Genomic DNA, 22,023 nt, shown 5'->3' with positions numbered 1-22,023 from the left:
CGTCACGCCCCCAGAACCACCCGCGGCTCCTCCCCGAGCCGCCCGGCCTCCGCCCCACCGGCCACCGTCGCCCGCACCGCGGTCGCCTGCTCAGCCGTGGCCTTCTCCGCCAGGGCGTTGACGGCCGTGTTGAACCGCTCCATCGAGGTCGGACGGTCCGGACCCAGCACGTACTCCTTCAGCACCCGGCGCTCGGCCGCCATCGTGTCGTGACGCGGGTCGCGCACCGAGCGCAGGATCTCCGGGAGCCGGGTGCAGTCCCGGTCGAGGAGGTAGGCACCGCCCGCGGTGGTGTAGGCGGCCCGGAACTCCTCGTCGCTCAGGTCGTTCGCGTTGGTCAGGACGTACGGCTTGAGGCTGGCCACGAAGTCCGCGACCACCGACGACACATCGCTGACGAGGATGTCGGCCTGGTCGAAGCAGTCGTACAGCGTGGGCAGTTGCTTCAGCACCACCTGGTGCCGCACCGCCCCCCGGCTCTCCCAGAAGATCCGGTGCCACTCGGCGCGCAGCTCCTGCCACTCGGCCTCCCCGTCCCGCTCGGGCACCCGCGCCTCGCGCGTCTGCTGGGCGTCGTCGCCGGGGAGCCGCCCGGACAGTTCGGCGAGCCGGGCCTGGATCTCCGCGAGCCTCGGCCGGGCGGCGTCGATGGCGGCCTCGGCGAGTTCGGCGTCCCGTCGCTCGTTGTCGGTGCGCAGCAACTCCCGTATCGCCCGGTCGGCTTCGGCCGCCGCGCGGGAGCGCTTGCCGGTGAGGGGATGCGGCTTGTAGAGGACCCGTACGTTCTCGGCGAGCAGCTTCTCGACCAGCGGCACGCCCATCGGGATCAGGGACGTGTGGCAGTCGTCGTCGCTCCAGCCCTCCCAGGTCGGCGCGTACAGCACGGTCGGCAGCGGCCCGGGCACCTGGTCGGCGTGCAGCCGGATCGACGACAGCTGCGGACGGCCCACCTCGACGATCGCCGAGTCGCTGATGGCGTGCCGCACGCGCTGGTAGCGATCGCGCCCGGCCTTCCCCGCGACCCAGATCTCGTCGTACACCTTGCTCACCCGGTTGCTGCTGGCGAGCTTGTCACTGTCGCCGTGCCCGATGAACACGTGCTTGGCCTCGGCGACGCGCAGCATGTGCACGTTCTTGCCCGCGTTCCCGGGATACAGCACGACCCGAAGCTCGGGCATCTCCAGTTGCGCCACGTCATCGGCCTTCGGCAGGCACAGCACCGGGATGCGCGTACGGCCCAGATAGCGGAACGAGGCCCGCTCCCGCAGGATGATCAACGGCCGCCGGTCGAGCCGCTCCAGCGTCTCGATCCACATGTTGACCTGGTACATGAAGTCCCGGGACACGGACGCGAAACTGAAGTACAGCGCCACCTCCGGCCGGTACCCGGCGAGTTGCCGGTTGACCTCGGCGATCATCTCGTCCCCCGACGGCATCCGCCGGGCCCGCCGCAACTGCCCGAGCAGCGCCGCCACGGCCGCGACCGCGAGCCCGGCCGTCAGCGCGAAGCCGATGCCCGCCGGGTACGACGAGCCGGTGGCGAGGGCGACCAGCAGCCCCGCGTGCGCGGGCACGTCCAGATGCAGCAGCTTGCGCAGGAACCGCCGGTAGAGGAGGGCGGGCGGGGCCTGCGGAATGCCCGCCTCGCTCATGTCGAGGTTGCGCACCACCACCGGGAGCAAGCGCCGCCGCCGGATGGCGTGATGCACCGCCGTGAACATGATCACCAGGGTGAAGTGGGCGCTGAGCACGGCCAGCGCGGCCACCAGCACCGCGCCCGGCGCGTCCATCCGCTCCGCCAGGGCGAGCAGCATCACCGTCCGCACAGCGAACCGCATCGTCCGGGTCAACTGCAACGCGGCCAGCCGCCGCACGAACGCGGGCGAGCGCGTGTGCAGCACCTCGTCCACGGCGTACGTCACGGCCGAGGCAGCGGCGAAGCCCCACAGCGACGGGAGCAGCGCGAAGACGGGCAGGGCGGCGAATCCCGCGGCGAACAGGAACACGAGCAAGAGGTCGGTCTTCCCGCGCACGCGCAGGACACCGCACAGCCAACGGAACGTCATGGGGAGTCTTTCTGGGAAAGGACGTGTCATCCGGATGGCGCGCGGTGGGGCGAACGCCGGTATGTAGCGCGATACGCCTGTTCGACGGCACTGGTGGGCGAATGGTTGTACATCTGTCAGACACCATTACTTCACCGTGACTTTGTCTCACGGTTGACCTGGCGTACCCGAGCGCGCAGCGTCTCCCCCGTCGGCAGCGAGCGCAGCACGTCGGTCAGATGCTCGGCCGTCCGCACGTTGCACCGCCCCAGATCGACCAGGGCGAACGGCTCGTCACTCGCGCCGGTCACCGGGTCGACACCGAGGGAGGGCAGCACGACCCCGACTCCGGCGAGGGCGTCCCGCAGCGACTTCACGATCTCTTCGGTCGAGCGCACGTCTCGCTACCTCCACGCTGAGTTTGTGATGCACCACACAGCGTGTCCGAAGCGGCTCTAGCCTGGCCAGATACGGCGGTCCAACAACCCGATCTGTACGACAGGGAGTTGCCCATGCCCGGCCCCAGGGACCTCGACCCGTCCTCCTCCCCTCGGGCCCTGCTGGGCGCCGAACTCCGCCACGCCCGCGAGAAGGCCGGCCTGAGCCAGGAGGAGTTGGGGCAGCGGTTGTTCGCGAGCGGGTCGTTCATCGGGCAGTTGGAGGCGGGTACGCGGAGGTTGCAGCGGGAGTACGCGCGGTTGTTGGACGAGGAGCTGGGGACAGGGGACTTCTTCCAGCGGAACTGCGGGGCGGCGGCGAAGTCGAAGTATCCGGAGCACTTCGCGGAGGCGGCGGAGGCGGAGGCGCAAGCGACGGCGATTCGGGAGTACACGCCGCTGCTGATCCCCGGCCTGCTCCAGACGCCCGCCTACACGCGGGCCGTCTGCCGCGCCTATCAGCCGACGGCGCCGGAGGAGGCGATCGAGCGGTTGGTGGCCGCGCGGATGGTGCGCACACAGCTCCTCGACGATCCAACAGCGCCCTTGTTGTGGGCGGTGATTGACGAGGCCGCCCTGCGACGCGTGACAGGCGGGCCTCAGGTGATGGCGGAGATCCTGCGCCACATCGCCGACTTGGCCCGCCGGGGACGGATCATCGTGCAGGTGTTGCCCTTCGCTGCGGGAGCCCACGCGGCAATGCAGGGCGCCATCAAGCTGATGGACTTCGAGGACGCCCCGCCGCTGGTCTACTTCGAAGGGGTCGGCACCGGACGCCTGGAGGACGATCCAGCCGTCGTGAAACACCAGAGGTTCACCTACGAACTCCTCGCTGCCTGCGCACTTTCGCCCGGGAACTCCCTGGCCCTGATCGAGGGGATGGCGCAGGATTACGCTCATGAGGAGCATCACTGAGCATGACCTGGGCGAGGTCGCCTGGCGCAAGTCCAGCTACAGCGGAGGCGACGGCGGCAACTGCATTGAGACAGCCGTCGGCCACCCCACCTTGACCCCCGTCCGCGACTCGAAGAACCCCTCCGGCCCGAAGCTCGTGTTCCGGGCCACGGCGTGGGCCGCGTTCGTCTCAAACCTCAAGAACGGGACCGCCTGAGCTTCGGGACCCGGGCTTCGAGCCCTCTTTTCAAGGAACGGGTACAGGGCCTCAACCCGCCCTCCCACCCCGCGTGTTGACTTGACGCGTCCGGCTTGCCACGGACAGTCACGAGCCTCTAACGTTCCTGGACAAGCAACAGCCCCCGCCCGGTGCGCCAACACCTGCGGGGGCTTACCAACGAGATCGCGAGACCGATCCCATGGATGAAGCCAACTTTAGTGCTGCCCGCCCGTCCGCGCACCCCATGGCAAGCCCGGGCTACGGCAAACGCACCGCCCCCGACCAACTCCCGTGCACGAAGCACGACTTCGCACACCTCCCACCCCGCGAAGCCGCCATCGCCGCCTACCTCGACCGGCTCCCCGACGGCGCGGACATCTCCGTGAAGACGCTGGCCAAACAGCTCCCGTACGGACAGTGCGCCCTCGGTACCGCCCTCAACCGCCTCCAGGGGGCAGGCCACCTGCGCCGAGGCCGGGAGTGCCTGACGGCCGACGACGGCAGCTCCCGCTGGATCACCCGTTCGTGGTGGTCCCGTACGGCCTGGGACGACGACTGGTGGGCGGCCTTCACCCGCGGCGACGTACCGCGGCAGGCAGCGCGCCCCACCCGCTCCCGGGCCCACATCCTCCTCGCCGCCCTCGGCCGCACAGCATCCGTCCTGTCCCTCTCCGAGGCGGACTGCGCGACGCTCGCCCCACTCGTGGCGGACTGGTTCGCGCGGGGCGCCTCGGAGGACGCCGTACTGCGTGCGCTCACCGCCGGCCTGCCGACGCCCGTCCATCACCCCGCCGCCTTGGTCCGCAACCGCCTGACCAGCAAACTCCCACCACCACCCGCCCCACGCCCGCCCCTGCGGGTCCTGGAGTGCGCGAACTGCGGCGCTCCGGGGCGCCCGGAGTCCCTGCCAGGGGGCCGTTGCAGCGCCTGCCGGGGCGAACGCGCCCCCGCACAACCCCCTGCACCTCTGTCCGCCCCCGCGGTTCACGACCACGCAGCCCAGATCCGGGCCGCACTGTTCCAACAACGTCAGGAGAAGGCACACACATGACGGCTCCTACGGTGCGACGTCACTCCCCCGGGGCACGATGGAAGGGAGGAGGCACCACCATGACCCCTGGTACCGCTGACCGCCCGCTGATGCCCATCGAGGACTTCGAGGACCTGGCCGAGGTGGCCCCGGCCCACGTGCGGCTCGAGTACGTCGACGGTCGCGTCCGTACGAAGGACCCGCTCAGCGTCGAGGACTTCGAAGAGCTGGAACGCCGCGCCCCGGAGACCGTGCGGCTCGAATACATCAACGGAAAACTAGAGGTCAAGGCGATGCCGGACGGCAACCACAGCGAGATTCACATGTGGCTGCTTGAGCAGTGCCTGCAGCATCGGCCCGACCTGCGCCTCCATCACGAGCGAGGCGTCCGGACCGAGGCCTATCGCAAAGGCCGTGCCCGGGCCGATGGAGCACTCGTACGACGGGGGCACTTCAAAGGCCACGGTGAGTGGTCAGCGTCCAACGGCATCCTCATGGCTGTCGAGATCACCTCCCACGACCGCGACACCAACCAGCGAGACCGCATCGACAGGCCTGTCGGATACGCAGCCGTCGAGATCCCCGTCTACCTGCTCATCGACCGCGACAACAACACGGTCGTCGTGTACAGCGAGCCCGAAGACGGCCGGTACCAGCAGAAGGCCTCTCACTCCTGGGGCACCCCGGTCGAACTGCCCGATCCTCTCGGCTTCACTCTGGACACAGAAGAACTCAAGGACTACGCCGACTAGCGACAATGGACCCATGAACCACGCCCAGCTCACCGCCCTAGGCCGTGCCCTCCGTCTTCTCGGTGAGCACGGGGAAGCCCTCACCTCCGATACCCCGGACGGCAAACTGCACGAGGTCAGGGCCGATCTGAAGCGGGCCCTGGACCTGCTGGACGAGAGCGTCACGGGAGCGGCGCCCAGTACGCGATGCCCCGAGCACCCGAACGGTCCCGTCGACGAGAACGCCCCCGACCTGTGTCTGCTGTGCGAGACCCGGCGCAGGACGGCCCGCCGGAACGAGTTCAACGGGCCCGCCCCGCAGCAGCCCCAGACCGACCCGGTCCAGTCCCGCTACGGCGTGAGCGGTGACCGCCCCCAGCCCCAGCAGCGCTGGCTGCCGGAGCTGTGGACCGGCCAGACGTGGCAGCTGTGCGGCACCCCGCGCCGGGACCGCCGCGAGGCCGAGCTGTACATCGCCGCCCAGCGCAAGGCGCCCAGGTCGGCCATGGCGTACCGGCTCGTGCACGAGTTCACCGACTACGAGGTGCTGCGCGTGTGGGGTACGCCGGTCAAGATCGACATCGAGCCCATGGGCAACCTGTAGCTCACAGCAGGGGCAGGGCCTGGAAGTCGTGGCCCTCCCACAGGCGCCGCGACGCCTCCTCCGGGTACGCCCTCACCTCGGGCTCCGCGTCCAGCACCCGCACCAGCCGCTCCTGCTCGTCGTACGCCGGCCAGCCCGGGTCCCCCGACCGCGCGAAGGACGTCCAGGACGAGCGGAAACGGGACGACAGCGCCAGGGCCTCTTCGGACGGCTCCGCGCCCGCGAACAGCAGGGCGCCCAGGTCCGCCCCGAACGTGCCGAACAGCAGCGGGATGTCCAGGCCGTGGCAGGCGCCGAGCGCGCCGCCACTGCCCGGGGCCGCCCAGGTCAGTTCGTAGACGTAGGCGCTGCCGCCGCCCGCGCGCTGCGCGTCGGCCAGGTGCAGGGAGGGCATGTTGAACAGCCAGTCCGTCTGGACGCGTTCGTAGAGCTCGCCCGGGGAGGCGTCGGGGAAGGCGGCGCGGTAGGCCCGCTCTCCGTCGGGTCCCGGGGCGAACAGGCGAAGGGCCGAGGTCGCCTGCTCGTCGGTGATCTGGCCCAGTCGGCCCGACATGGCGATGAAGAGGCGGAACTCGTCACGGTTGTGGCCGACGAGCAGGTCGATGTCCTTCGCCGAACCCGCCGCCAGGGCCTGCCACGGCGTGGTCGGCAGGACCTCGCCGTCGACCACCGGGGAGAAGGGCGTGACCGTAGGAGCGGCCTGGCCCCAGCGGTCGACGTACTGGAGCATCTTGGCGCTCAGCGTCTCGCCCGCCGACGTCAGCCGGTGCGGAGCGATCGTCGAGAGATCGGCGACCGTGGGGCGCAGCCCCACCTCGGCGGCCAGGGCGAGACCGATGTCACGGGCCAGGGCATCGGAGAAGAACGTCCCCGGCACGCTCTGCGCGATCGCCCGCCGGAAGAGACCGGCCGCCCGTGGCATGGCCAGCAGCGAGGCGACCGAGCCCGCGCCGGCCGATTCACCGAAGACCGTGACCTGGTCCGGGTCGCCGCCGAACGCCTCGATGTTCTCCCGGACCCACTCCAGTCCCGCCACCTGGTCGAGCAGGCCACGGTTGGCGGGCGCGCCCTCGATGAACGCGAAACCCTCCATGCCCAGGCGGTAGTTGAGGGACACGACGACCACATCGCCGTCGGCCGCGATGTGCCGGGCGTCGTAGCCGGGGCTGCCGGAGTGGCCGAGCTTGTAGGCACCGCCGTAGATCCACACCATCACCGGACGGCGGGCCGCCGGGTCGGCTTCGGGGGTCCAGACGTTGACCGTGAGCCACTCGTCGCCCTCGGGGAGGTTCAACAGACCGGGCCCGCCGAGGCTGCCGACGTCCTGCGGGGGCGGCGGGCCGAAGGCGTGGGCGTCGCGTATGCCGTCCCATGGTTCGGCCGGGCGAGGGGCCAGGAAGCGGGCCTCGCCCACCGGAGGTGCGGCGAAGGGGATGCCGCGGAAGACGGCGAGTCCCTCCTCCCTTCGGCCGCGTACCGCGCCGGCAGTCGTACGGACCACCGGCGCGGGCTCCCCCGAAGGGCCACCCGCCGACGGGCGGGACTCGGTCGTCGTCATCTGGATCTCCTCGCGAAAGGCCGGTGCACAGGCGTTCGGCCAGTGTCCTTGACTGACGCAAGCAAATCCAGAGCCTCAGATGACGAGGTCAGCTGAGGGTCTTCAGCGCCGCCGGGTCGTACGGGGCCGTGTCCTCGAAGCGGCCGTCCAGCACCTTGGCCGCCCACTGCGGGTCCTGGAGCAGGGCGCGGCCGACGGCGACCATGTCGAACTCGTCGCGCTCGAAGCGGTCCAGGAGGTTGTCGAGGTCGTTGACCTCGGCGCCCTGGCCCTGGAAGGACTTGAGGAAGTCGACGCCGTTCAGGCCGACCGAGCCGACGGTGATGGCGGGCTTGCCGGTGAGCTTCTTGGTCCAGCCGGCCAGGTTGAGGTCGGAGTCGTCGAACTCGGGCACCCAGTAGCGGCGGGTGGAGGCGTGGAAGGCGTCGACGCCGGCGGCCGCGAGCGGGGCGAGGATGGCCTCCAGCTCCTCGGGCGTCTCGGCGAGGCGGGCGTCGTAGGCCTCCTGCTTCCACTGCGAGTAGCGGAAGATGATCGGGAAGTCGGCGGACACGGTCTCGCGGACGGCCGCGACGATCTCCTCCGAGAGCTTGGCGCGGGCGACCGAGTTGCCGCCGTAGGCGTCGGTGCGGCGGTTGGTGCCCTCCCAGAGGAACTGGTCGAGCAGGTAGCCGTGGGCGCCGTGGATCTCCACGCCGTCGAAGCCGATGCGCTCGGCGGCGGCCGCGGCCTCGGCGAACGCGCCGATGACGGCGTCGATGTCGGCCTGGGTCATGGCCTTGCCGGTGGGCTCCGAAGCACCGATGCGCAGACCGGAGGGGCCGACGGCCGGGGCGTCCGCGACGGGCGGCTCACCCTGGTTGCGGACCATGCCGATGTGCCAGAGCTGCGGCACGATCGTGCCGCCCGCGGCGTGCACCGCCTCGGCGACCTTCGCCCAGCCCGCGAGCTGCTCCTCGCCGTGGAACCGCGGCACGCTGTCGCTCTGCCCGGCCGACTCGTGCCCGACGTAGGTGCCCTCGGTGACGATCAGGCCGACTCCGGCGGCGGCACGGCGGGAGTAGTAGGAGACGACGTCCTCGGTGGGGACACCGCCCGGGGAGAACATGCGGGTCATCGGCGCCATCGCGATGCGGTTCGGGACGGTCAGGCCGTTGAGCGTGACGGGCCGGGACAGGATTTCGGCGGCGCGGGAGGCGGCGACGGTCACTCAGGGGCTCCTTCGGATACCGGACAGTATGTGCATACGCATAGGACGTACGTTTCAACCACCCGGTCCGCCCGTGCCATCCCGCCCGCGCTGTGACCCCGCACACGCCCGAGGGCGGCACCCCCTGTCGGAACAGGGAGTGCCGCCCTCGGCAAGACCGTTGATCGACCCGGGGAATCCCGGGGAGTCGATCAGAAGTCCATGTCACCGCCCGGCATGCCGCCACCGGCGGGCGCGGCGGACTTCTCCGGCTTGTCGGCGATGACGGCCTCGGTGGTGAGGAACAGCGCGGCGATGGAGGCGGCGTTCTGCAGCGCGGAACGGGTCACCTTCGCCGGGTCGATGATGCCCTCGGCGATCATGTCGACGTACTCACCGGTCGCGGCGTTCAGGCCGTGGCCGACCTGGAGGTTGCGGACCTTCTCCACGACGACGCCACCCTCGAGACCACCGTTGACGGCGATCTGCTTGAGCGGGGCCTCCAGCGCGAGCTTCACGGCGTTGGCGCCGGTCGCCTCGTCACCCTCGAGCTCCAGCTTCTCGAAGACCTGGGAGGCCTGCAGCAGGGCCACGCCACCACCGGCGACGATGCCCTCCTCGACGGCCGCCTTGGCGTTGCGCACGGCGTCCTCGATGCGGTGCTTGCGCTCCTTGAGCTCCACCTCGGTGGCGGCACCGGCCTTGATGACCGCCACGCCGCCCGCGAGCTTCGCCAGGCGCTCCTGGAGCTTCTCGCGGTCGTAGTCCGAGTCGCTGTTCTCGATCTCGGCGCGGATCTGGTTGACGCGGCCGTTGACCTGGTCGGTCGAGCCGGCACCGTCGACGATGGTCGTCTCGTCCTTGGTGATGACCACCTTGCGGGCCTTGCCCAGCAGGTCGACCGTGGCGTTCTCCAGCTTGAGGCCGACCTCCTCGGAGATCACCTCGCCGCCCGTGAGGATGCCGATGTCCTGCAGCATCGCCTTGCGGCGGTCGCCGAAGCCCGGGGCCTTGACGGCGACGGACTTGAAGGTGCCGCGGATCTTGTTGACGACCAGGGTCGACAGGGCCTCGCCCTCGACGTCCTCGGCGATGATCAGCAGCGGCTTGCCCGACTGCATGACCTTCTCCAGGAGCGGGAGCAGGTCCTTGACGTTGGAGATCTTGGAGTTCGCGATCAGGATGTACGGGTCGTCGAGGACGGCCTCCATACGCTCCATGTCGGTCGCGAAGTACGCCGAGATGTAGCCCTTGTCGAAGCGCATACCCTCGGTGAGCTCAAGCTCCAGACCGAAGGTCTGGGACTCCTCGACGGTGATGACGCCTTCCTTGCCGACCTTGTCCATGGCCTCGGCGATGAGCTCGCCGATCTGGGTGTCGGCGGCGGAGATGGAGGCCGTGGAAGCGATCTGCTCCTTGGTCTCGACATCCTTCGCCTGCTCCAGCAGGGCGGCGGAGACGGCCTCGACGGCGCGCTCGATGCCACGCTTGAGGGCCATCGGGTTGGCGCCGGCGGCTACGTTGCGCAGGCCCTCCTTGACCAGGGCCTGGGCGAGAACGGTCGCGGTGGTCGTACCGTCACCGGCGACGTCGTCCGTCTTCTTGGCGACTTCCTTGACCAGCTCGGCGCCGATCTTCTCGTACGGGTCCTCGAGCTCGATCTCCTTGGCGATGGAGACACCATCGTTGGTGATCGTGGGGGCGCCCCACTTCTTCTCGAGGACGACGTTGCGGCCCTTGGGGCCGAGCGTCACCTTGACGGCGTCCGCGAGCTGGTTCATGCCGCGCTCGAGGCCGCGCCGCGCCTCCTCGTCGAACGCGATGATCTTGGCCATGTGAAGTGGTCCCTCCAGGACTGGGGGTGATTACTTCGGACCGCGCCCGCGCCCGCGACGGACGGCTCGCCAGCCTCGTGGTTCCTTCCCCACCCGGCCTGCGGGCCTCACCGACCCGGTCCTTACGTTGTCACTCTCACCTTCAGAGTGCTAACGCAATGATTAGCACTCGGGCATGGCGAGTGCAAGCGCCTCCCAGGGATCGGGCGGGCCGCTCAGCCACCCGCGAACGGCGTCCGGCGGGCCCTTCGGACAGACCGAAGGGCCCGCACCCCGGGGGGTACGGGCCCTTCAGAGAAGACCTGCCGCTTGCGGTTTGTCGTGGTCGCGCGTTCAGGCAGCGACGCGAACCATGTCGGCCTGTGGACCCTTCTGGCCCTGCGAGATCTCGAACTCGACCCGCTGACCCTCTTCAAGGGTGCGGTAGCCGTCCATCTGAATCGCGCTGTAGTGGACGAAAACATCCGCACCACCGTCGACCGCGATGAAGCCGTACCCCTTCTCCGCGTTGAACCACTTGACGGTGCCCTGAGCCATGCCTAACTCCCCTATTACTGGCCCTTGCACAGATCCGCACTTCGCGGATCCGGGTCAGACCTCACCCCCCACGGATTGGGGGCGTGCGCCGGAACGCGTCGACCGCGGCCGAATGTATCTGTCCAACTGCCCTCTGCAACAGGTCAATCGGACGAGAATTCTGGACGCGCGGGATCCGGAATGTGGGGAGAATTCGCCTGACTTCAGGGCAAGTCGGGCCACGCAAAGGGAGCAAAAGCGGCGAAAGGCGCACACACTTTGGCTACATCTTGTCGGGCGCGTGCCCGGAATTCAGGGTGCCCGATCAGGGGATCGGGATCGCGTTCCCCAACTGTACCGCGCTCAATCACACAGAATTGCCCCCTCCGCTTCTCTCACGGAGGGGGCAATTCAATGAACGCTCAGTGACGGCCGTTACCGATGGTAATAATCAAGCCGGTCGACCGGTTCAGCCACCGGCGACGGCCGGAATGATCGACACACCGGCACCGTCCGGAGTCGCCGTCTCGAGACCCTGCTCGAACCGCACGTCGTCGTCATTGACGTACACGTTGACGAACCGGCGCAGCTTGCCCTGGTCGTCCAGCACCCGGGCGGCGATCCCGGTGTGGTTCTTCTCCAGATCGGCGATGACCTCCCCGAGGTTCCCGCCCTCGGCGGCGACCTCGGCCTGCCCGCCGGTGTAGGTACGCAGGATGGTGGGGATGCGAACGGTGACGCTCATCGGAATGACCTCCGGTTTCGATTGAAGCTACGGCTGGGCCGCGCACCCAGGGGCGCGGGGAACTGCGCGACCAGCCCCCACCGGCCCGCAGCGAACAACGGTTCAGACGAGGCCGGCGTCCCGGAACGAGTCCAGGTTGGGCCGGATGGTCGCGGTGAGCCCGGTCCCGGCCACGGCATCCAACGTCTTCAGCCCATCCCCCGTGTTCAGGACGACCGTGGTCTTGGCAGGGTCGAGAAGCCCGCTCTCCAGCAGCTTCTTCGCCACCCCCACCGTCACCCCACCGGCGGTCTCCGCGAACACACCCTCGGTCTTCGCGAGCAGCTTGATCGCCTCGACGACCTGCTCGTCGTTCACGTCCTCCACCGCACCGCCCGTACGCCGCGCGATGTCCAGCACGTACGGCCCGTCCGCCGGGTTGCCGATCGCCAGCGACTTGGCGATGGTGTCCGGCTTCTGGGGACGTACGACGTCGTGCCCGGCCTTGTACGCCGTGGACACCGGCGAGCAGCCCTCGGCCTGCGCGCCGAAGATCTTGTACGGCTTGTCCTCGACCAGACCGAGCTTGATCAGCTCCTGCAGACCCTTGTCGATCTTCGTGAGCTGCGAGCCGGAGGCGATCGGCACGACCAGCTGGTCCGGCAGCTGCCAGCCGAGCTGCTCGCAGATCTCGTACGCCAGCGTCTTGGAGCCCTCGGCGTAGTACGGCCGCAGGTTGACGTTGACGAAGCCCCAGCCCTCGCCGGCCGGGTCGCCGATCAGCTCGGAGCAGAAACGGTTCACGTCGTCGTAGTTGCCCTCGATGCCGACGAGCTCGCCGCCGTAGATCGCGGCCATGACGACCTTGCCCTGCTCCAGGTCGTGCGGGATGAACACGCAGGAGCGGAAGCCGGCGCGGGCGGCGGCGGCACCCACCGCACCGGCGAGGTTGCCGGTGGAGGAGCAGGACAGGGTGGTGAAGCCGAAGGCGCGGGCGGCCTCCAGGGCCTGGGCGACGACGCGGTCCTTGAAGGAGTGCGTCGGGTTGCCGGAGTCGTCCTTGACGAAGAGCTTGCCGGCGTCGACGCCGAGCTCACGGGCCAGGTTGTCGGCCTTGACGAGCTTGGTCCAGCCGGGGTTGATGTTCGGCTTGTCCGCCACGTCGGCCGGGACCGGCAGCAGCGGGGCGTAGCGCCAGATGTTCGCGGGGCCCGCTTCGATGCGCTTGCGGAGCTCTTCGGTGTCGTAGGCCGAGAAGTCGTAGGCGATCTCCAGCGGGCCGAAACACTCCTGGCACGCGAAGACCGGGCCGAGGGGGACGCGGTGACCGCACTCGCGGCAGCTCAGGGCGGCGGCGGGGCCGAGGTCTACGGTGGATTCGGTGGTGCTTGCAACAGTCTGCGCAGCCATGTGAGGCGAGGCCCTTTCTCCTCATCTTCCTCACGACGCATCTCGCCGTGAGACGGATTTGGCACCTTCCCGAGCCGGGAGCCTCGCGCGTGGGGTCGACAGTGACCTACGAGTACCGACTGGAGGGTTGCCGGGGCTTCAACGGGCCGTGTCCCTCTGCCCCTCTGGATGAGCTGTATTCGGTTGTCGACGTGGGTTGACCCCGGACATGCGATGGTCACCCGCGTTGTTCAAGACTGTAACCGACGACCAGGACAGTTGAGATAGTCGTCCGAACCGCGAGATGGCTCACAGTCCGTCCCGCCGAGAGTACGCAGAGGAGCCGCCAAGGTGCTGGAAGAAGTCGAGCGCTGGCTGAGCACCCGTTCCTGGTCCGCGACCGATCGCCCCCTCCACCAGATACTCGCCGCCAAGCAGCGCACGGGGCAGACGGTCAGTGTCGTGCTGCCCGCGCTCAACGAGGAGGAGACGGTCGGCGACATCGCCGCGGTCATCCGCCACGACCTGATGCGGCAGGTGCCGCTCGTCGACGAGCTGGTCGTCGTCGACTCCGGCTCGACCGACCGTACGTCGGAGGTGGCCGCGGCCGCGGGCGCGACGGTGGTGCACCGGGACGCGATACTCCCGCGGCTGCCCGCGGTGCCCGGCAAGGGCGAGGTGCTGTGGCGCTCGCTGCTCGCCACCCGCGGGGACATCGTCTGCTTCGTCGACGCGGACCTCAGGGACTTCTCGTCCGACTTCGTCTCCGGGATCGTGGGCCCGCTGCTCACCGATCCGGGCGTGGAGCTGGTGAAGGCCATGTACGACCGTCCGCTGGGCGGCGCCGCCGGACAGGGCGGCCGGGTCACCGAGCTGATGGCCAGGCCTCTGCTCAACATGCACTGGCCGCAGCTGGCCGGCTTCGTGCAGCCGCTCGGCGGCGAGTACGCGGCCCGCCGCTCGCTGCTGGAGCAGCTGCCGTTCCCCGTCGGGTACGGCGTCGAGCTGGGCATGCTGGTCGACGCCCTGCACCTGGCGGGCCTGGACGCCCTCGCCCAGGTCGACGTCGGGGTGCGCAAGCACCGGCACCAGGACGGGCAGGCGCTGGGCCGGATGGCCGCCGCGATCTACCGCACGGCCCAGCTGCGGCTGGCCCGCGGGCATCTGATCCGGCCGTCCCTGACGCAGTTCGAGCGGGGCGGGGACGGCTTCGAGCCGCGGACGTACTCCGTGGACACCGAGGAGCGTCCGCCGATGGTGGAGATCGCCGAGTACCAGGCACGGAAGGCCGCCTGACCGGGGCTGTTTTTCGGCCGGGCGGGCCTGGGGGCTTCCAGGTCCGTACGTTTGAGCGTTTCCGGGCCGGGCTAGGTTGAGGGCTATGGCTTCTACGTACGGTGCTGCGCGGGTGCTGGTGGCCTCCAACCGCGGCCCGGTCTCCTACACGGTGGGTGAGGACGGTTCGCTGAACGCCAAACGCGGCGGCGGCGGACTGGTCTCGGGGCTCTCCGCGATCGGCTCGGACGCCGACGCGCTGTGGGTCTGCTCCGCGCTGTCCGACGGCGACCGTGAGGCCGTCCGGCAGGGTGTCGGCGAGGACGGCGTACGGATGCTGGACATCCCGGCCGACGTGCACGCCGACGCGTACAACGGCGTCGCCAACTCGGTGCTCTGGTTCGTCCACCACATGCTGTACCAGACCCCGCTGGAGCCGGTCTTCGACGCGGAGTTCCGGCGGCAGTGGGCGTCGTACGAGAGGTACAACCGGGCGTTCGCGGAGGCGCTGGCCGAGGAGGCGGCGCAGGGCGCGTCGGTCGTGGTGCAGGACTACCACCTGACGCTGGTGCCGGGCATGCTCCGCGAGCTGCGGCCGGACCTGAGGATCGGGCACTTCTCGCACACGCCCTGGGCGCCGGCGGAGTACTTCCGGATGCTGCCGGACGACGTGGCCGGGCAGGTGCTGCGCGGCATGCTGGGCGCGGACCGGCTGGGCTTTCTCACCCGGCGCTGGGCGGACGCGTTCGTCGAATGCGCCGAGCGGTTCGCCGACGGACTCGGGGGCACGCGGGTCGGTGTGCACGGGCTGGGGGCCGACGCGGACTTCCTGCGCAAGCGGTCGCACGAGAAGGACGTCCAGGAGCGGATGTCCGCACTGCGGGAGGAGATCGGCGAGGGCCGCCGCACCATCGTCCGCGTCGACCGCACCGAACTGTCGAAGAACATCGTGCGCGGTCTGCTGGCGTACCGGCAGCTGCTCGACGACCACCCCGAGTGGCGCGAGCGCGTGGTGCACGTGGCCTTCGCGTACCCCTCGCGGCAGGACCTCGCCGTGTACCGGGACTACACGGCCGAGGTGCAGCGGCTGGCGGACGAGATCAACGCCGCGTACGGGACGCCGGGGTGGACCCCGGTCGTACTGAACCTCAAGGACGACTTCGCCCGCTCCCTGGCCGCGTACCGGCTGGCCGACGTCGCGCTCGTCAACCCCATCCGCGACGGCATGAACCTCGTCGCCAAGGAGGTCCCGGTCGTCTCCGACGCGGGCTGCGCGCTGGTGCTGTCCCGGGAGGCCGGGGCGCACGAGGAGCTGGGCGAGGACGCGATCACGGTGAACCCGTACGACGTCACCGGCACGGCTGCGGCCCTGCACGAGGCACTCTCGATGCGCCCGGAGGAACGCGCCGAGCGCGCCAAACGCCTGGCCGCGGCGGCGACCGCGCTGCCGCCCGCGCAGTGGTTCGTGGACCAGCTCGACGCGTTGAGGAGTTGAGCGGCGGATGGACGGCCACACGGACCCGGTAGGCGTGAGGACAAGGGAGCGGCGATGACGGACTCGCGGGATCCGAACAGCCCGCGGGGAGAGCGGGCGGCCGAAGGGCATCCCGCTGGCGAGGGGGGCGTTCCGACGCCCGCCACACAGGCCGGCCAGGACGGCCTCGCGGCCCTCCTCGCGCAACCGGACAAGGCGTTGATCGGTCTCGACCTCGACGGGACGCTCGCGCCGATCGTGGCCGATCCCGAGAAGGCCCGGGCCCACCCCGAGGCGGTGCCCGCGCTGGCCGCGCTCGCGCCGAAGGTCGCCGCCGTGGCGGTGATCACCGGTCGGCCCGCCGAGGTCGCGGTGCGCAACGGCGGCTTCGCCGACGTGCCCGGCCTGGAGCACCTCGTCGTCCTGGGGCACTACGGCGCCGAGCGGTGGGACGCCCGTACCGGCGAGATCACCGCCCCGCCCCCGCATCCCGGAGTCGCGGGCGTCCGCACGGAACTGCCCGAACTCCTCGAACGGCTCGGGGCGTCGCAGGGAACCTGGATCGAGGAGAAGGGCCGGGCCGTGGCGGTGCACACGCGCCGGGCCGCCGACCCGCAGGCCACCCTGGACCAGCTGCGCGAGCCGCTCACCGGCCTGGCCGGCCGCCACGGCCTGATCGTCGAGCCCGGCCGCATGGTCCTGGAACTCCGCCCGCCCGGCATGGACAAGGGCGTCGCCCTGACCGAGTTCGCCCACGAGATCGGCGCCGGTTCCGTCCTCTACGGCGGCGACGACCTGGGCGACCTCCCCGCCTTCTCCGCTGTCGACCGCCTCCGCACGGACGGCACCCCGGGCCTGCTGGTGTGCAGCGGCAGCGACGAGGTGACGGAACTACGGGAGCGGGCGGACCTGGTGGTGGACGGCCCGGAGGGCGTCGTACGCCTGCTGAGCGCGCTGGCGGACCGCCTCGGCTGAGGCGCCTCATAGGGGCGCGGGGCTGTATCGATCTGCGGCTCCGCCGCGTGGGCGCAACAAGCCACAACGCACCCGCACCCCGCCACGGCCGGTCACCCCACGGCCCTCAGCGTTCCGCCCGCCGCCGTTCCCGAACCCGCCGCAGCCGATTCACCGTCACCGGATCGTGGGCAAGGGCCCGGGGATCATCCAGCAGGGCATTGAGGAGCTGGAAATAGCGCACAGGGGCAAGCCCCAGCTCCTCCCGCACGGCCCGTTCCTTCGCACCGGGGCCGGGAAAGCCCCGGCGTTCGAGCGCGAGGATGTCCCGCTCCCGGCGCCCGAGCCCCTGCTCACCCGTGTCCTCGTCCATGCCCGGCACCGTAGCGCCCGCCACCGACAGAGCCTACTCCGCGGCCTCCGCCCGGGACGCCTCCGCCTGGAGCTGGCCCAGGACGGCCGAGGGGCTGCCGCCGGGGGCGACGGCCTTGCCGATCCGCTGCTTGATCTCGGCGCTGACGTCGGCCCAGGAGGTCTTGCCGACGGGGTAGAGCTCGGAGGTCAGCAGCTCCTCAAGGAACGGCCTGAGGTGCCGGTCCTGCTCGGAGGCGGACATGGTCCCGGACGCGGAGGTGGTGACCGGCAGCAGGTCGTACTCGCGGGAGAAGGCCAGCACGTTCTTCTCGCTGTAGACGAAGTCGAGGAAGTCGCCGACCTGGTCGCGGTTGCCGTTCTTGCGGAAGGCCGTCATCCAGTCGGCGACACCGAGCGTGGACTTGCTCGTGCCTTCCTTGCCCGGCGTCGGCACCATGCCGTACTTGACGCCCTTCTTCCCGGCGATGTTCATCAGCGACGGGTGCCCGTTGACCATGCCGACCTCGCCCTTGGCGAACGCGGCGTACGCGTCGGCCCGGTTGAGCTGCCCGGGCGCGACCGGCCCGTTCAAGCCCTTGCCGACCAGTTCCTCCTTCAGCCAGGAGAAGGTGTCGACGTTCTCCGGGGAGTCGATGCCGTAGCTGTCGACGGTGTCGGTGTAGCCGCCCCCTCCGCTCAGCATCCACTGCATGGTCTCGGCCGGCGCCTCCTCCGGACCGAGGGGCAGCGCGTACGGGTAGGTCACGCCCTCCGCCTTGAGCGCCTCGGCGTCGTCGACCAGGTCGTCCCAGGTCTTCGGCGGGGTGATGCCGGCCTCGGAGAAGAGGGCCTTGTTGTAGAAGAGCACGCGCGTGGAGGAGGCGAACGGCATGCCGTACTGCACGCCCTTCACCTGTCCCGCGGAGGCCAGCTGCCCGACGAAGTCGGCCTGCACGGGTATGGAGAGCAGTTCGTCGGCCTTGTAGAGCTGGTTCTGCGCCGCGTATCCGGCGTACGAGCCGATCTGCGCCATGTCCGGCGGGTCACCGGCGGCGACCATCTCCCTGACTTTGCGGTCGACGTCGTTCCAGGAGTAGACGCTGACGTCCACCGCCACGTCGGGGTGCTCGGCCTCGTACTCCTTGACGAGCTTGTCCCAGTACTTCTTGGAGCTGTTGGCCTTGCTGTCGCCGTAGTCGGCTGCGACGAGTTTCAGGGTCACGTCGGCCGAGCCGCCCGTCACGCCGCAGCCGCCGAGGACCACCGTCATGCCCAGTGCGGACACCACCGCGATCGTTCCTGCCATCCGCTGCCGCTGCACCGCTGTACTTCCCCAACCCTGGCGTCACCGCCACCGAAAACTTTTCGATATTCGGAATAAGGTCTACACCACGTGAGTGGACTAGACCTCTCGCGGGTCCCCGGGTCACACTGTGTTCCGTGAGACATGTCATCGCCCTGGACGTGGGCGGCACCGGAATGAAGGCCGCTCTGGCCGGGCCCGGGGGCGAGGTGCTGCACCGGTCCCGCCGGGCCACCGGACGCGACCAGGGCCCGGAGGCCGTCGTCGCGGGCATCCTCGACTTCGCCGCCGAGCTGCACGCGTACGGCGCCGAGCACTTCGGCACGCCCGCGGCCGCCGCCGGCGTGGCCGTCCCCGGCATCGTCGACGAGGCGGCGGGCATCGCCGTCTACGCCGCGAACCTCGGCTGGCGCGACATCCCCCTGCGCGACGCGCTCGCGGAACGCCTGGGCGTCCCGGTCGCCCTCGGCCACGACGTGCGCACCGGCGCTCTCGCCGAGGGCCGGGTCGGCGCGGGCCGGGGCGCCGACCGGTTCCTGTTCGTGGCGCTGGGCACCGGCATCGCGGGCGGCATCGGCGTCGAGGGCCGGGTCGAGTCGGGCGCGCACGGCTTCGCGGGCGAGATCGGCCACATCGTCGTACGGCCCGGAGGCGCCCCCTGCCCGTGCGGGCAGCACGGCTGCCTGGAGCGTTTCGCGTCTGCGGCGGCCGTCAGCGAGGCCTGGGCCGCGGCCTCGGGCGATCCCGACGCGGACGCGGCCGACTGCGCGAAAGCCGTCGTATCCGGCGACCCACGGGCCCGGGCGGTCTGGCAGGAGGCGGTGGACGCCCTCGCCGACGGCCTGGTCACGGCCCTCACGCTGCTCGACCCGCGCACCCTGATCATCGGCGGCGGCCTGGCCGAGGCGGGAGAGACGCTGTTCGCGCCTCTGCGCGAGGCCATCGAACGCCGCATCACCTTCCAGAAACAGCCGTCGATCGTCCCCGCGGCGCTCGGGGATGCGGCCGGTTGTCTGGGCGCCGGGCTCCTGGCCTGGGATCTCCTCGACCAGACCGACCGTTCGGAGGTAACCACCTGATGGCAACCGCCCCAGGGGCGCGGGGAACTGCGCGACCAGCCCCCACCCACCCGCACCCCGCGACGACCGGACAGCCCACGGTCCTGTCCGGCGCGACCGTCGTCCTCCCCACGGAAACGGTCACAAACGGCCAGGTAGCCATCCACGGCACCCGCATCGCCACCACAGCCCCGGAAAACGCCCAGGTCATCGACGTAACCGGCCACTACGTCATCCCCGGCTTCGTCGACCTGCACAACCACGGCGGCGGCGGAGCCTCCTTCACCTCCGGCTCGGCCGAGGACATCCTCAAGGGCATCCACACCCACCGCCTGCACGGCACGACGACCCTGGTCGCCTCCACCGTCACCGGCGACATGGACTTCCTCACCCAACGCGCCGGCCTGCTCAGCGAACTCGCCGAACAGGGCGAGATCGCCGGTGTCCACTTCGAGGGCCCGTTCATCTCCCCCTGCCGCAAGGGCGCCCACGCCGAGAACCTCCTGCGCGACCCGCGGCCCGCGGACGTCCGCAAGCTGATCGACGCGGCCCGGGGCCAGGCGAGGATGGTCACACTGGCCACCGAACTCCCCGGCGGCCTGGACTCCGTACGCCTCCTGGCCGAACAGGGCGTGATCGCGGCGATCGGCCACACGGACGCGACCTACGAGCAGACGGTCGAGGCCATCGACGCGGGCGCGACGGTGGCCACCCACCTCTTCAACGCGATGCCGCCCCTCGGCCACCGCTCCCCCGGCCCGATCACCGCACTCCTCGAGGACGACCGGATCACGGTCGAACTGATCAACGACGGCACGCACCTGCACCCCGCCGCACTCCGGCTGGCGTTCCACCACGCGGGCTCGTCACGCGTCGCGTTCATCACGGACGCGATGGACGCGGCCGGTTTCGGCGACGGCCGCTACTGGCTCGGCCCGCTGGAGGTGGAGGTCGCCGACGGCGTGGCCCGCCTGGTCGAGGACGGCACGATCGCGGGCTCCACCCTCACCCTGGACCGCGCCTTCAAACGGGCGGTCACGATCGACGGCCTGTCGGTCGAGGACGCGGTACAGGCTCTCTCGGCGACCCCGGCCCGCCTGCTCGGCATGTCCGACCGCATCGGCTCCCTGGAACCCGGCAAGGACGCGGACCTGGTCCTCCTGGACGCCGACTTCGACCTCAAGGGCGTGATGCGCCGGGGCGAATGGGTGGTCGGTCCCCAACTGCACTGATCTATCCCGTAGTCGAGCGACGGTGGCCGAGTCCAGGACTGGGCCGACCGCCGTCTCTTTGGCATGATCGAGCCTCCGGAAGTTCACGGCAGCAAGCGCACGGCTCGGTATCGGGGGAGGTCGACCAGGTGATCCTCACGGTCACACTGAACACCGCTCTCGACATCACCTACCGCGTACGGTCCCTCCGGCCGCACGCCTCCCACCGCGTCTCCGAGGTGACGGAACGCCCCGGCGGCAAGGGCGTCAACGTGGCCCGGGTCCTCGCGGCGCTCGGGCACGAGGTGACGGTGACGGGATTCACGGGCGGTGCGACGGGCCGGGTCGTCCAGGGACTTCTGGCCTCGGTGCCGGACGTGACGGACGCGCTGGTCCCGATCACGGGCACCACCCGCCGCACGATCGCCGTGGCCGACGACCGGACCGGCGACACCACGCAGCTCAACGAACCGGGCCCGACGATCACCCCCACCGAGTGGTCGGCCTTCCAGGAGGCCTACGCGGACCTGCTGGCGTCCGCCTCGGCGGTGGCCCTGTGCGGCAGCCTCCCCCCGGGCGTCCCGGTCGGCGCCTACGCCGGACTGGTCCGCACGGCCCGGTCCGCCGGCATCCCGGTCCTCCTCGACACCAGCGGCGAACCCCTGCGCCGAGGCGTCGCCGCCCGCCCCGACGTCATCAAGCCGAACTCCGACGAACTGGCAGAACTCACCGGCTCCCACGACCCACTGCGCGCCACACACGACGCCCGCCGCCGGGGCGCACGCGCGGTGGTCGCGTCCCTCGGCGCGGAAGGCCTGCTGGCGGTATCCCCCGAGGGCCGCTGGCGCGCCACCCCACCCACCCTCGTACGAGGCAACCCGACAGGCGCGGGCGACTCCGCGGTCGCGGGCCTGATGTCGGCCTTGGTGGAGCACCTTCCCTGGCCGGATCGCCTGGCCCGGGCGGTCGCCCTGTCGGCGGCGACGGTCTCGGCGCCGGTCGCAGGGGAGTTCGACCGGGGCCTGTACGAGGAACTGCTGGGGCGGGTCACCGTGACGAGTGAGGCATCTGCGGCGTAGGGCACAGGCGAAGCCCACAGCAGCTCGCCCACCGAGAAGCGCCGGCACGGCGACTCGCTGCCTGGAGTGGGGCCGCGTCGAGTGAGCTGACCTCATTCTCCGCTCGTACGACGGCGGCCGTCCCCCACGCGGTGTGGGGGACC

The 22,023-nt window shown here is 70.5% G+C and carries 21 protein-coding genes and 1 riboswitch; of the genes, 11 read left to right on the top strand and 10 right to left on the bottom strand.

Going from position 1 to position 22,023, the window contains the following annotated elements:
• Positions 1-2: 2 nt before the first annotated feature.
• A complete protein-coding gene (locus tag ACFT4A_RS12220) occupies positions 3-2,066 on the bottom strand; it encodes a hypothetical protein (RefSeq protein ID WP_382828533.1) in 2,064 nt (687 codons plus the stop codon).
• A gap of 131 nt (positions 2,067-2,197) precedes the next feature.
• Complete coding sequence (locus tag ACFT4A_RS12215; protein WP_382829129.1) at positions 2,198-2,443, bottom strand: hypothetical protein; 246 nt, start codon at positions 2,441-2,443, stop codon at positions 2,198-2,200.
• A gap of 114 nt (positions 2,444-2,557) precedes the next feature.
• Between ACFT4A_RS12215 and ACFT4A_RS12210 the strand changes: the two genes are divergently transcribed.
• The 5 genes from ACFT4A_RS12210 to ACFT4A_RS12190 all read left to right on the top strand — a co-directional run bounded on the left by ACFT4A_RS12210 (position 2,558) and on the right by ACFT4A_RS12190 (position 5,961).
• The gene (locus tag ACFT4A_RS12210) at positions 2,558-3,397 is read left to right on the top strand and encodes a Scr1 family TA system antitoxin-like transcriptional regulator (protein ID WP_382828531.1); all 840 of its coding nucleotides are present in this window, start codon (positions 2,558-2,560) and stop codon (positions 3,395-3,397) included.
• Positions 3,381-3,593, top strand: a complete 213-nt coding sequence (locus tag ACFT4A_RS12205) for a DUF397 domain-containing protein (protein ID WP_382828528.1) — start codon at positions 3,381-3,383, stop codon at positions 3,591-3,593. Before ACFT4A_RS12210 ends, ACFT4A_RS12205 begins: the two co-directional genes overlap by 17 nt.
• 247 nt (positions 3,594-3,840) lie before the next feature.
• On the top strand, positions 3,841-4,647 hold the full coding sequence (locus ACFT4A_RS12200) for a hypothetical protein (RefSeq protein WP_382828525.1): 807 nt from the start codon (positions 3,841-3,843) through the stop codon (positions 4,645-4,647).
• 59 nt (positions 4,648-4,706) lie between these two features.
• Positions 4,707-5,378: a Uma2 family endonuclease gene (locus ACFT4A_RS12195; protein WP_382828524.1), complete on the top strand. Its 672-nt coding sequence runs from the start codon at positions 4,707-4,709 to the stop codon at positions 5,376-5,378.
• Between the two features lie 13 nt (positions 5,379-5,391).
• Positions 5,392-5,961 carry a hypothetical protein gene (locus tag ACFT4A_RS12190; RefSeq protein WP_382828522.1) on the top strand — a complete coding sequence of 190 codons (570 nt, stop codon included), beginning with the start codon at positions 5,392-5,394 and terminating at the stop codon, positions 5,959-5,961.
• A 1-nt stretch (position 5,962) separates the two neighbouring features.
• On the opposite strand, the gene ACFT4A_RS12185 is transcribed toward ACFT4A_RS12190, so the two are convergent.
• The 6 genes from ACFT4A_RS12185 to thrC form a co-directional block, all read right to left on the bottom strand.
• Positions 5,963-7,519: a carboxylesterase/lipase family protein gene (locus ACFT4A_RS12185; RefSeq protein ID WP_382828520.1), complete on the bottom strand. Its 1,557-nt coding sequence runs from the start codon at positions 7,517-7,519 to the stop codon at positions 5,963-5,965.
• An 88-nt stretch (positions 7,520-7,607) separates the two neighbouring features.
• The gene (locus ACFT4A_RS12180) at positions 7,608-8,729 is read right to left on the bottom strand and encodes an NADH:flavin oxidoreductase (RefSeq protein ID WP_382828518.1); all 1,122 of its coding nucleotides are present in this window, start codon (positions 8,727-8,729) and stop codon (positions 7,608-7,610) included.
• Positions 8,730-8,920: 191 nt separating this feature from the next.
• A complete protein-coding gene (gene groL / locus ACFT4A_RS12175) occupies positions 8,921-10,543 on the bottom strand; it encodes a chaperonin GroEL (RefSeq protein ID WP_382828516.1) in 1,623 nt (540 codons plus the stop codon).
• A gap of 333 nt (positions 10,544-10,876) precedes the next feature.
• Complete coding sequence (locus tag ACFT4A_RS12170; protein ID WP_003949956.1) at positions 10,877-11,080, bottom strand: cold-shock protein; 204 nt, start codon at positions 11,078-11,080, stop codon at positions 10,877-10,879.
• A gap of 448 nt (positions 11,081-11,528) precedes the next feature.
• Positions 11,529-11,804, bottom strand: a complete 276-nt coding sequence (locus tag ACFT4A_RS12165) for a MoaD/ThiS family protein (protein ID WP_215120661.1) — start codon at positions 11,802-11,804, stop codon at positions 11,529-11,531.
• 102 nt (positions 11,805-11,906) lie between these two features.
• The gene (gene thrC, locus ACFT4A_RS12160; RefSeq protein ID WP_382828513.1) at positions 11,907-13,193 is read right to left on the bottom strand and encodes a threonine synthase; all 1,287 of its coding nucleotides are present in this window, start codon (positions 13,191-13,193) and stop codon (positions 11,907-11,909) included.
• An 18-nt stretch (positions 13,194-13,211) separates the two neighbouring features.
• A riboswitch (SAM riboswitch) is annotated at positions 13,212-13,368 on the bottom strand.
• Between the two features lie 155 nt (positions 13,369-13,523).
• On the opposite strand from thrC, the gene ACFT4A_RS12155 reads away from it, so the two are divergent.
• The 3 genes from ACFT4A_RS12155 (at position 13,524) to otsB (ending at position 16,896) form a co-directional block, all read left to right on the top strand.
• Entirely contained in the window at positions 13,524-14,468 is a 945-nt protein-coding gene (locus ACFT4A_RS12155) for a glucosyl-3-phosphoglycerate synthase (protein ID WP_382828510.1), read from the top strand.
• A gap of 85 nt (positions 14,469-14,553) precedes the next feature.
• Complete coding sequence (locus ACFT4A_RS12150) at positions 14,554-15,942, top strand: trehalose-6-phosphate synthase (protein WP_382828508.1); 1,389 nt, start codon at positions 14,554-14,556, stop codon at positions 15,940-15,942.
• A 54-nt stretch (positions 15,943-15,996) separates the two neighbouring features.
• Positions 15,997-16,896: a trehalose-phosphatase gene (gene otsB, locus ACFT4A_RS12145; protein ID WP_382828506.1), complete on the top strand. Its 900-nt coding sequence runs from the start codon at positions 15,997-15,999 to the stop codon at positions 16,894-16,896.
• Between the two features lie 106 nt (positions 16,897-17,002).
• Here otsB and ACFT4A_RS12140 read toward each other — a convergent pair whose 3' ends face one another.
• Positions 17,003-17,248: a DUF3263 domain-containing protein gene (locus ACFT4A_RS12140; protein ID WP_382828504.1), complete on the bottom strand. Its 246-nt coding sequence runs from the start codon at positions 17,246-17,248 to the stop codon at positions 17,003-17,005.
• 33 nt (positions 17,249-17,281) lie between these two features.
• On the bottom strand, positions 17,282-18,535 hold the full coding sequence (locus ACFT4A_RS12135) for an ABC transporter substrate-binding protein (protein ID WP_382828502.1): 1,254 nt from the start codon (positions 18,533-18,535) through the stop codon (positions 17,282-17,284).
• 134 nt (positions 18,536-18,669) lie between these two features.
• Between ACFT4A_RS12135 and ACFT4A_RS12130 the strand changes: the two genes are divergently transcribed.
• The 3 genes from ACFT4A_RS12130 (at position 18,670) to ACFT4A_RS12120 (ending at position 21,880) form a co-directional block, all read left to right on the top strand.
• On the top strand, positions 18,670-19,611 hold the full coding sequence (locus ACFT4A_RS12130; RefSeq protein ID WP_382828499.1) for an ROK family protein: 942 nt from the start codon (positions 18,670-18,672) through the stop codon (positions 19,609-19,611).
• Positions 19,611-20,822: an N-acetylglucosamine-6-phosphate deacetylase gene (gene nagA / locus ACFT4A_RS12125; protein ID WP_382828497.1), complete on the top strand. Its 1,212-nt coding sequence runs from the start codon at positions 19,611-19,613 to the stop codon at positions 20,820-20,822. Before ACFT4A_RS12130 ends, nagA begins: the two co-directional genes overlap by 1 nt.
• A gap of 128 nt (positions 20,823-20,950) precedes the next feature.
• Positions 20,951-21,880: a 1-phosphofructokinase family hexose kinase gene (locus ACFT4A_RS12120; RefSeq protein WP_382828495.1), complete on the top strand. Its 930-nt coding sequence runs from the start codon at positions 20,951-20,953 to the stop codon at positions 21,878-21,880.
• Positions 21,881-22,023 lie beyond the last annotated feature (143 nt).

Source organism: Streptomyces sp. NPDC057099, from assembly GCF_042671245.1.
Classification (GTDB): Bacteria; Actinomycetota; Actinomycetes; order Streptomycetales; family Streptomycetaceae; genus Streptomyces; species Streptomyces purpurascens.
This window is presented reverse-complemented; position numbering and strand designations above follow the sequence as displayed.

Excerpts from the sequence above, each read along its gene's own strand:
- ACFT4A_RS12140 (WP_382828504.1), bottom strand. The coding sequence starts at position 17,248 with ATGGACGAGGACACGGGTGAGCAGGGGCTCGGGCGCCGGGAGCGGGAC.
- ACFT4A_RS12190 (WP_382828522.1), top strand. The coding sequence starts at position 5,392 with ATGAACCACGCCCAGCTCACCGCCCTAGGCCGTGCCCTCCGTCTTCTC.
- ACFT4A_RS12135 (WP_382828502.1), bottom strand. The coding sequence starts at position 18,535 with ATGGCAGGAACGATCGCGGTGGTGTCCGCACTGGGCATGACGGTGGTC.
- ACFT4A_RS12205 (WP_382828528.1), top strand. The coding sequence starts at position 3,381 with ATGAGGAGCATCACTGAGCATGACCTGGGCGAGGTCGCCTGGCGCAAG.
- otsB (WP_382828506.1), top strand. The coding sequence starts at position 15,997 with ATGACGGACTCGCGGGATCCGAACAGCCCGCGGGGAGAGCGGGCGGCC.
- ACFT4A_RS12200 (WP_382828525.1), top strand. The coding sequence starts at position 3,841 with ATGGCAAGCCCGGGCTACGGCAAACGCACCGCCCCCGACCAACTCCCG.
- ACFT4A_RS12185 (WP_382828520.1), bottom strand. The coding sequence starts at position 7,519 with ATGACGACGACCGAGTCCCGCCCGTCGGCGGGTGGCCCTTCGGGGGAG.
- thrC (WP_382828513.1), bottom strand. The coding sequence starts at position 13,193 with ATGGCTGCGCAGACTGTTGCAAGCACCACCGAATCCACCGTAGACCTC.
- ACFT4A_RS12165 (WP_215120661.1), bottom strand. The coding sequence starts at position 11,804 with ATGAGCGTCACCGTTCGCATCCCCACCATCCTGCGTACCTACACCGGC.
- ACFT4A_RS12210 (WP_382828531.1), top strand. The coding sequence starts at position 2,558 with ATGCCCGGCCCCAGGGACCTCGACCCGTCCTCCTCCCCTCGGGCCCTG.
- ACFT4A_RS12170 (WP_003949956.1), bottom strand. The coding sequence starts at position 11,080 with ATGGCTCAGGGCACCGTCAAGTGGTTCAACGCGGAGAAGGGGTACGGC.
- nagA (WP_382828497.1), top strand. The coding sequence starts at position 19,611 with ATGGCAACCGCCCCAGGGGCGCGGGGAACTGCGCGACCAGCCCCCACC.
- ACFT4A_RS12195 (WP_382828524.1), top strand. The coding sequence starts at position 4,707 with ATGACCCCTGGTACCGCTGACCGCCCGCTGATGCCCATCGAGGACTTC.
- groL (WP_382828516.1), bottom strand. The coding sequence starts at position 10,543 with ATGGCCAAGATCATCGCGTTCGACGAGGAGGCGCGGCGCGGCCTCGAG.
- ACFT4A_RS12220 (WP_382828533.1), bottom strand. The coding sequence starts at position 2,066 with ATGACGTTCCGTTGGCTGTGCGGTGTCCTGCGCGTGCGCGGGAAGACC.
- ACFT4A_RS12150 (WP_382828508.1), top strand. The coding sequence starts at position 14,554 with ATGGCTTCTACGTACGGTGCTGCGCGGGTGCTGGTGGCCTCCAACCGC.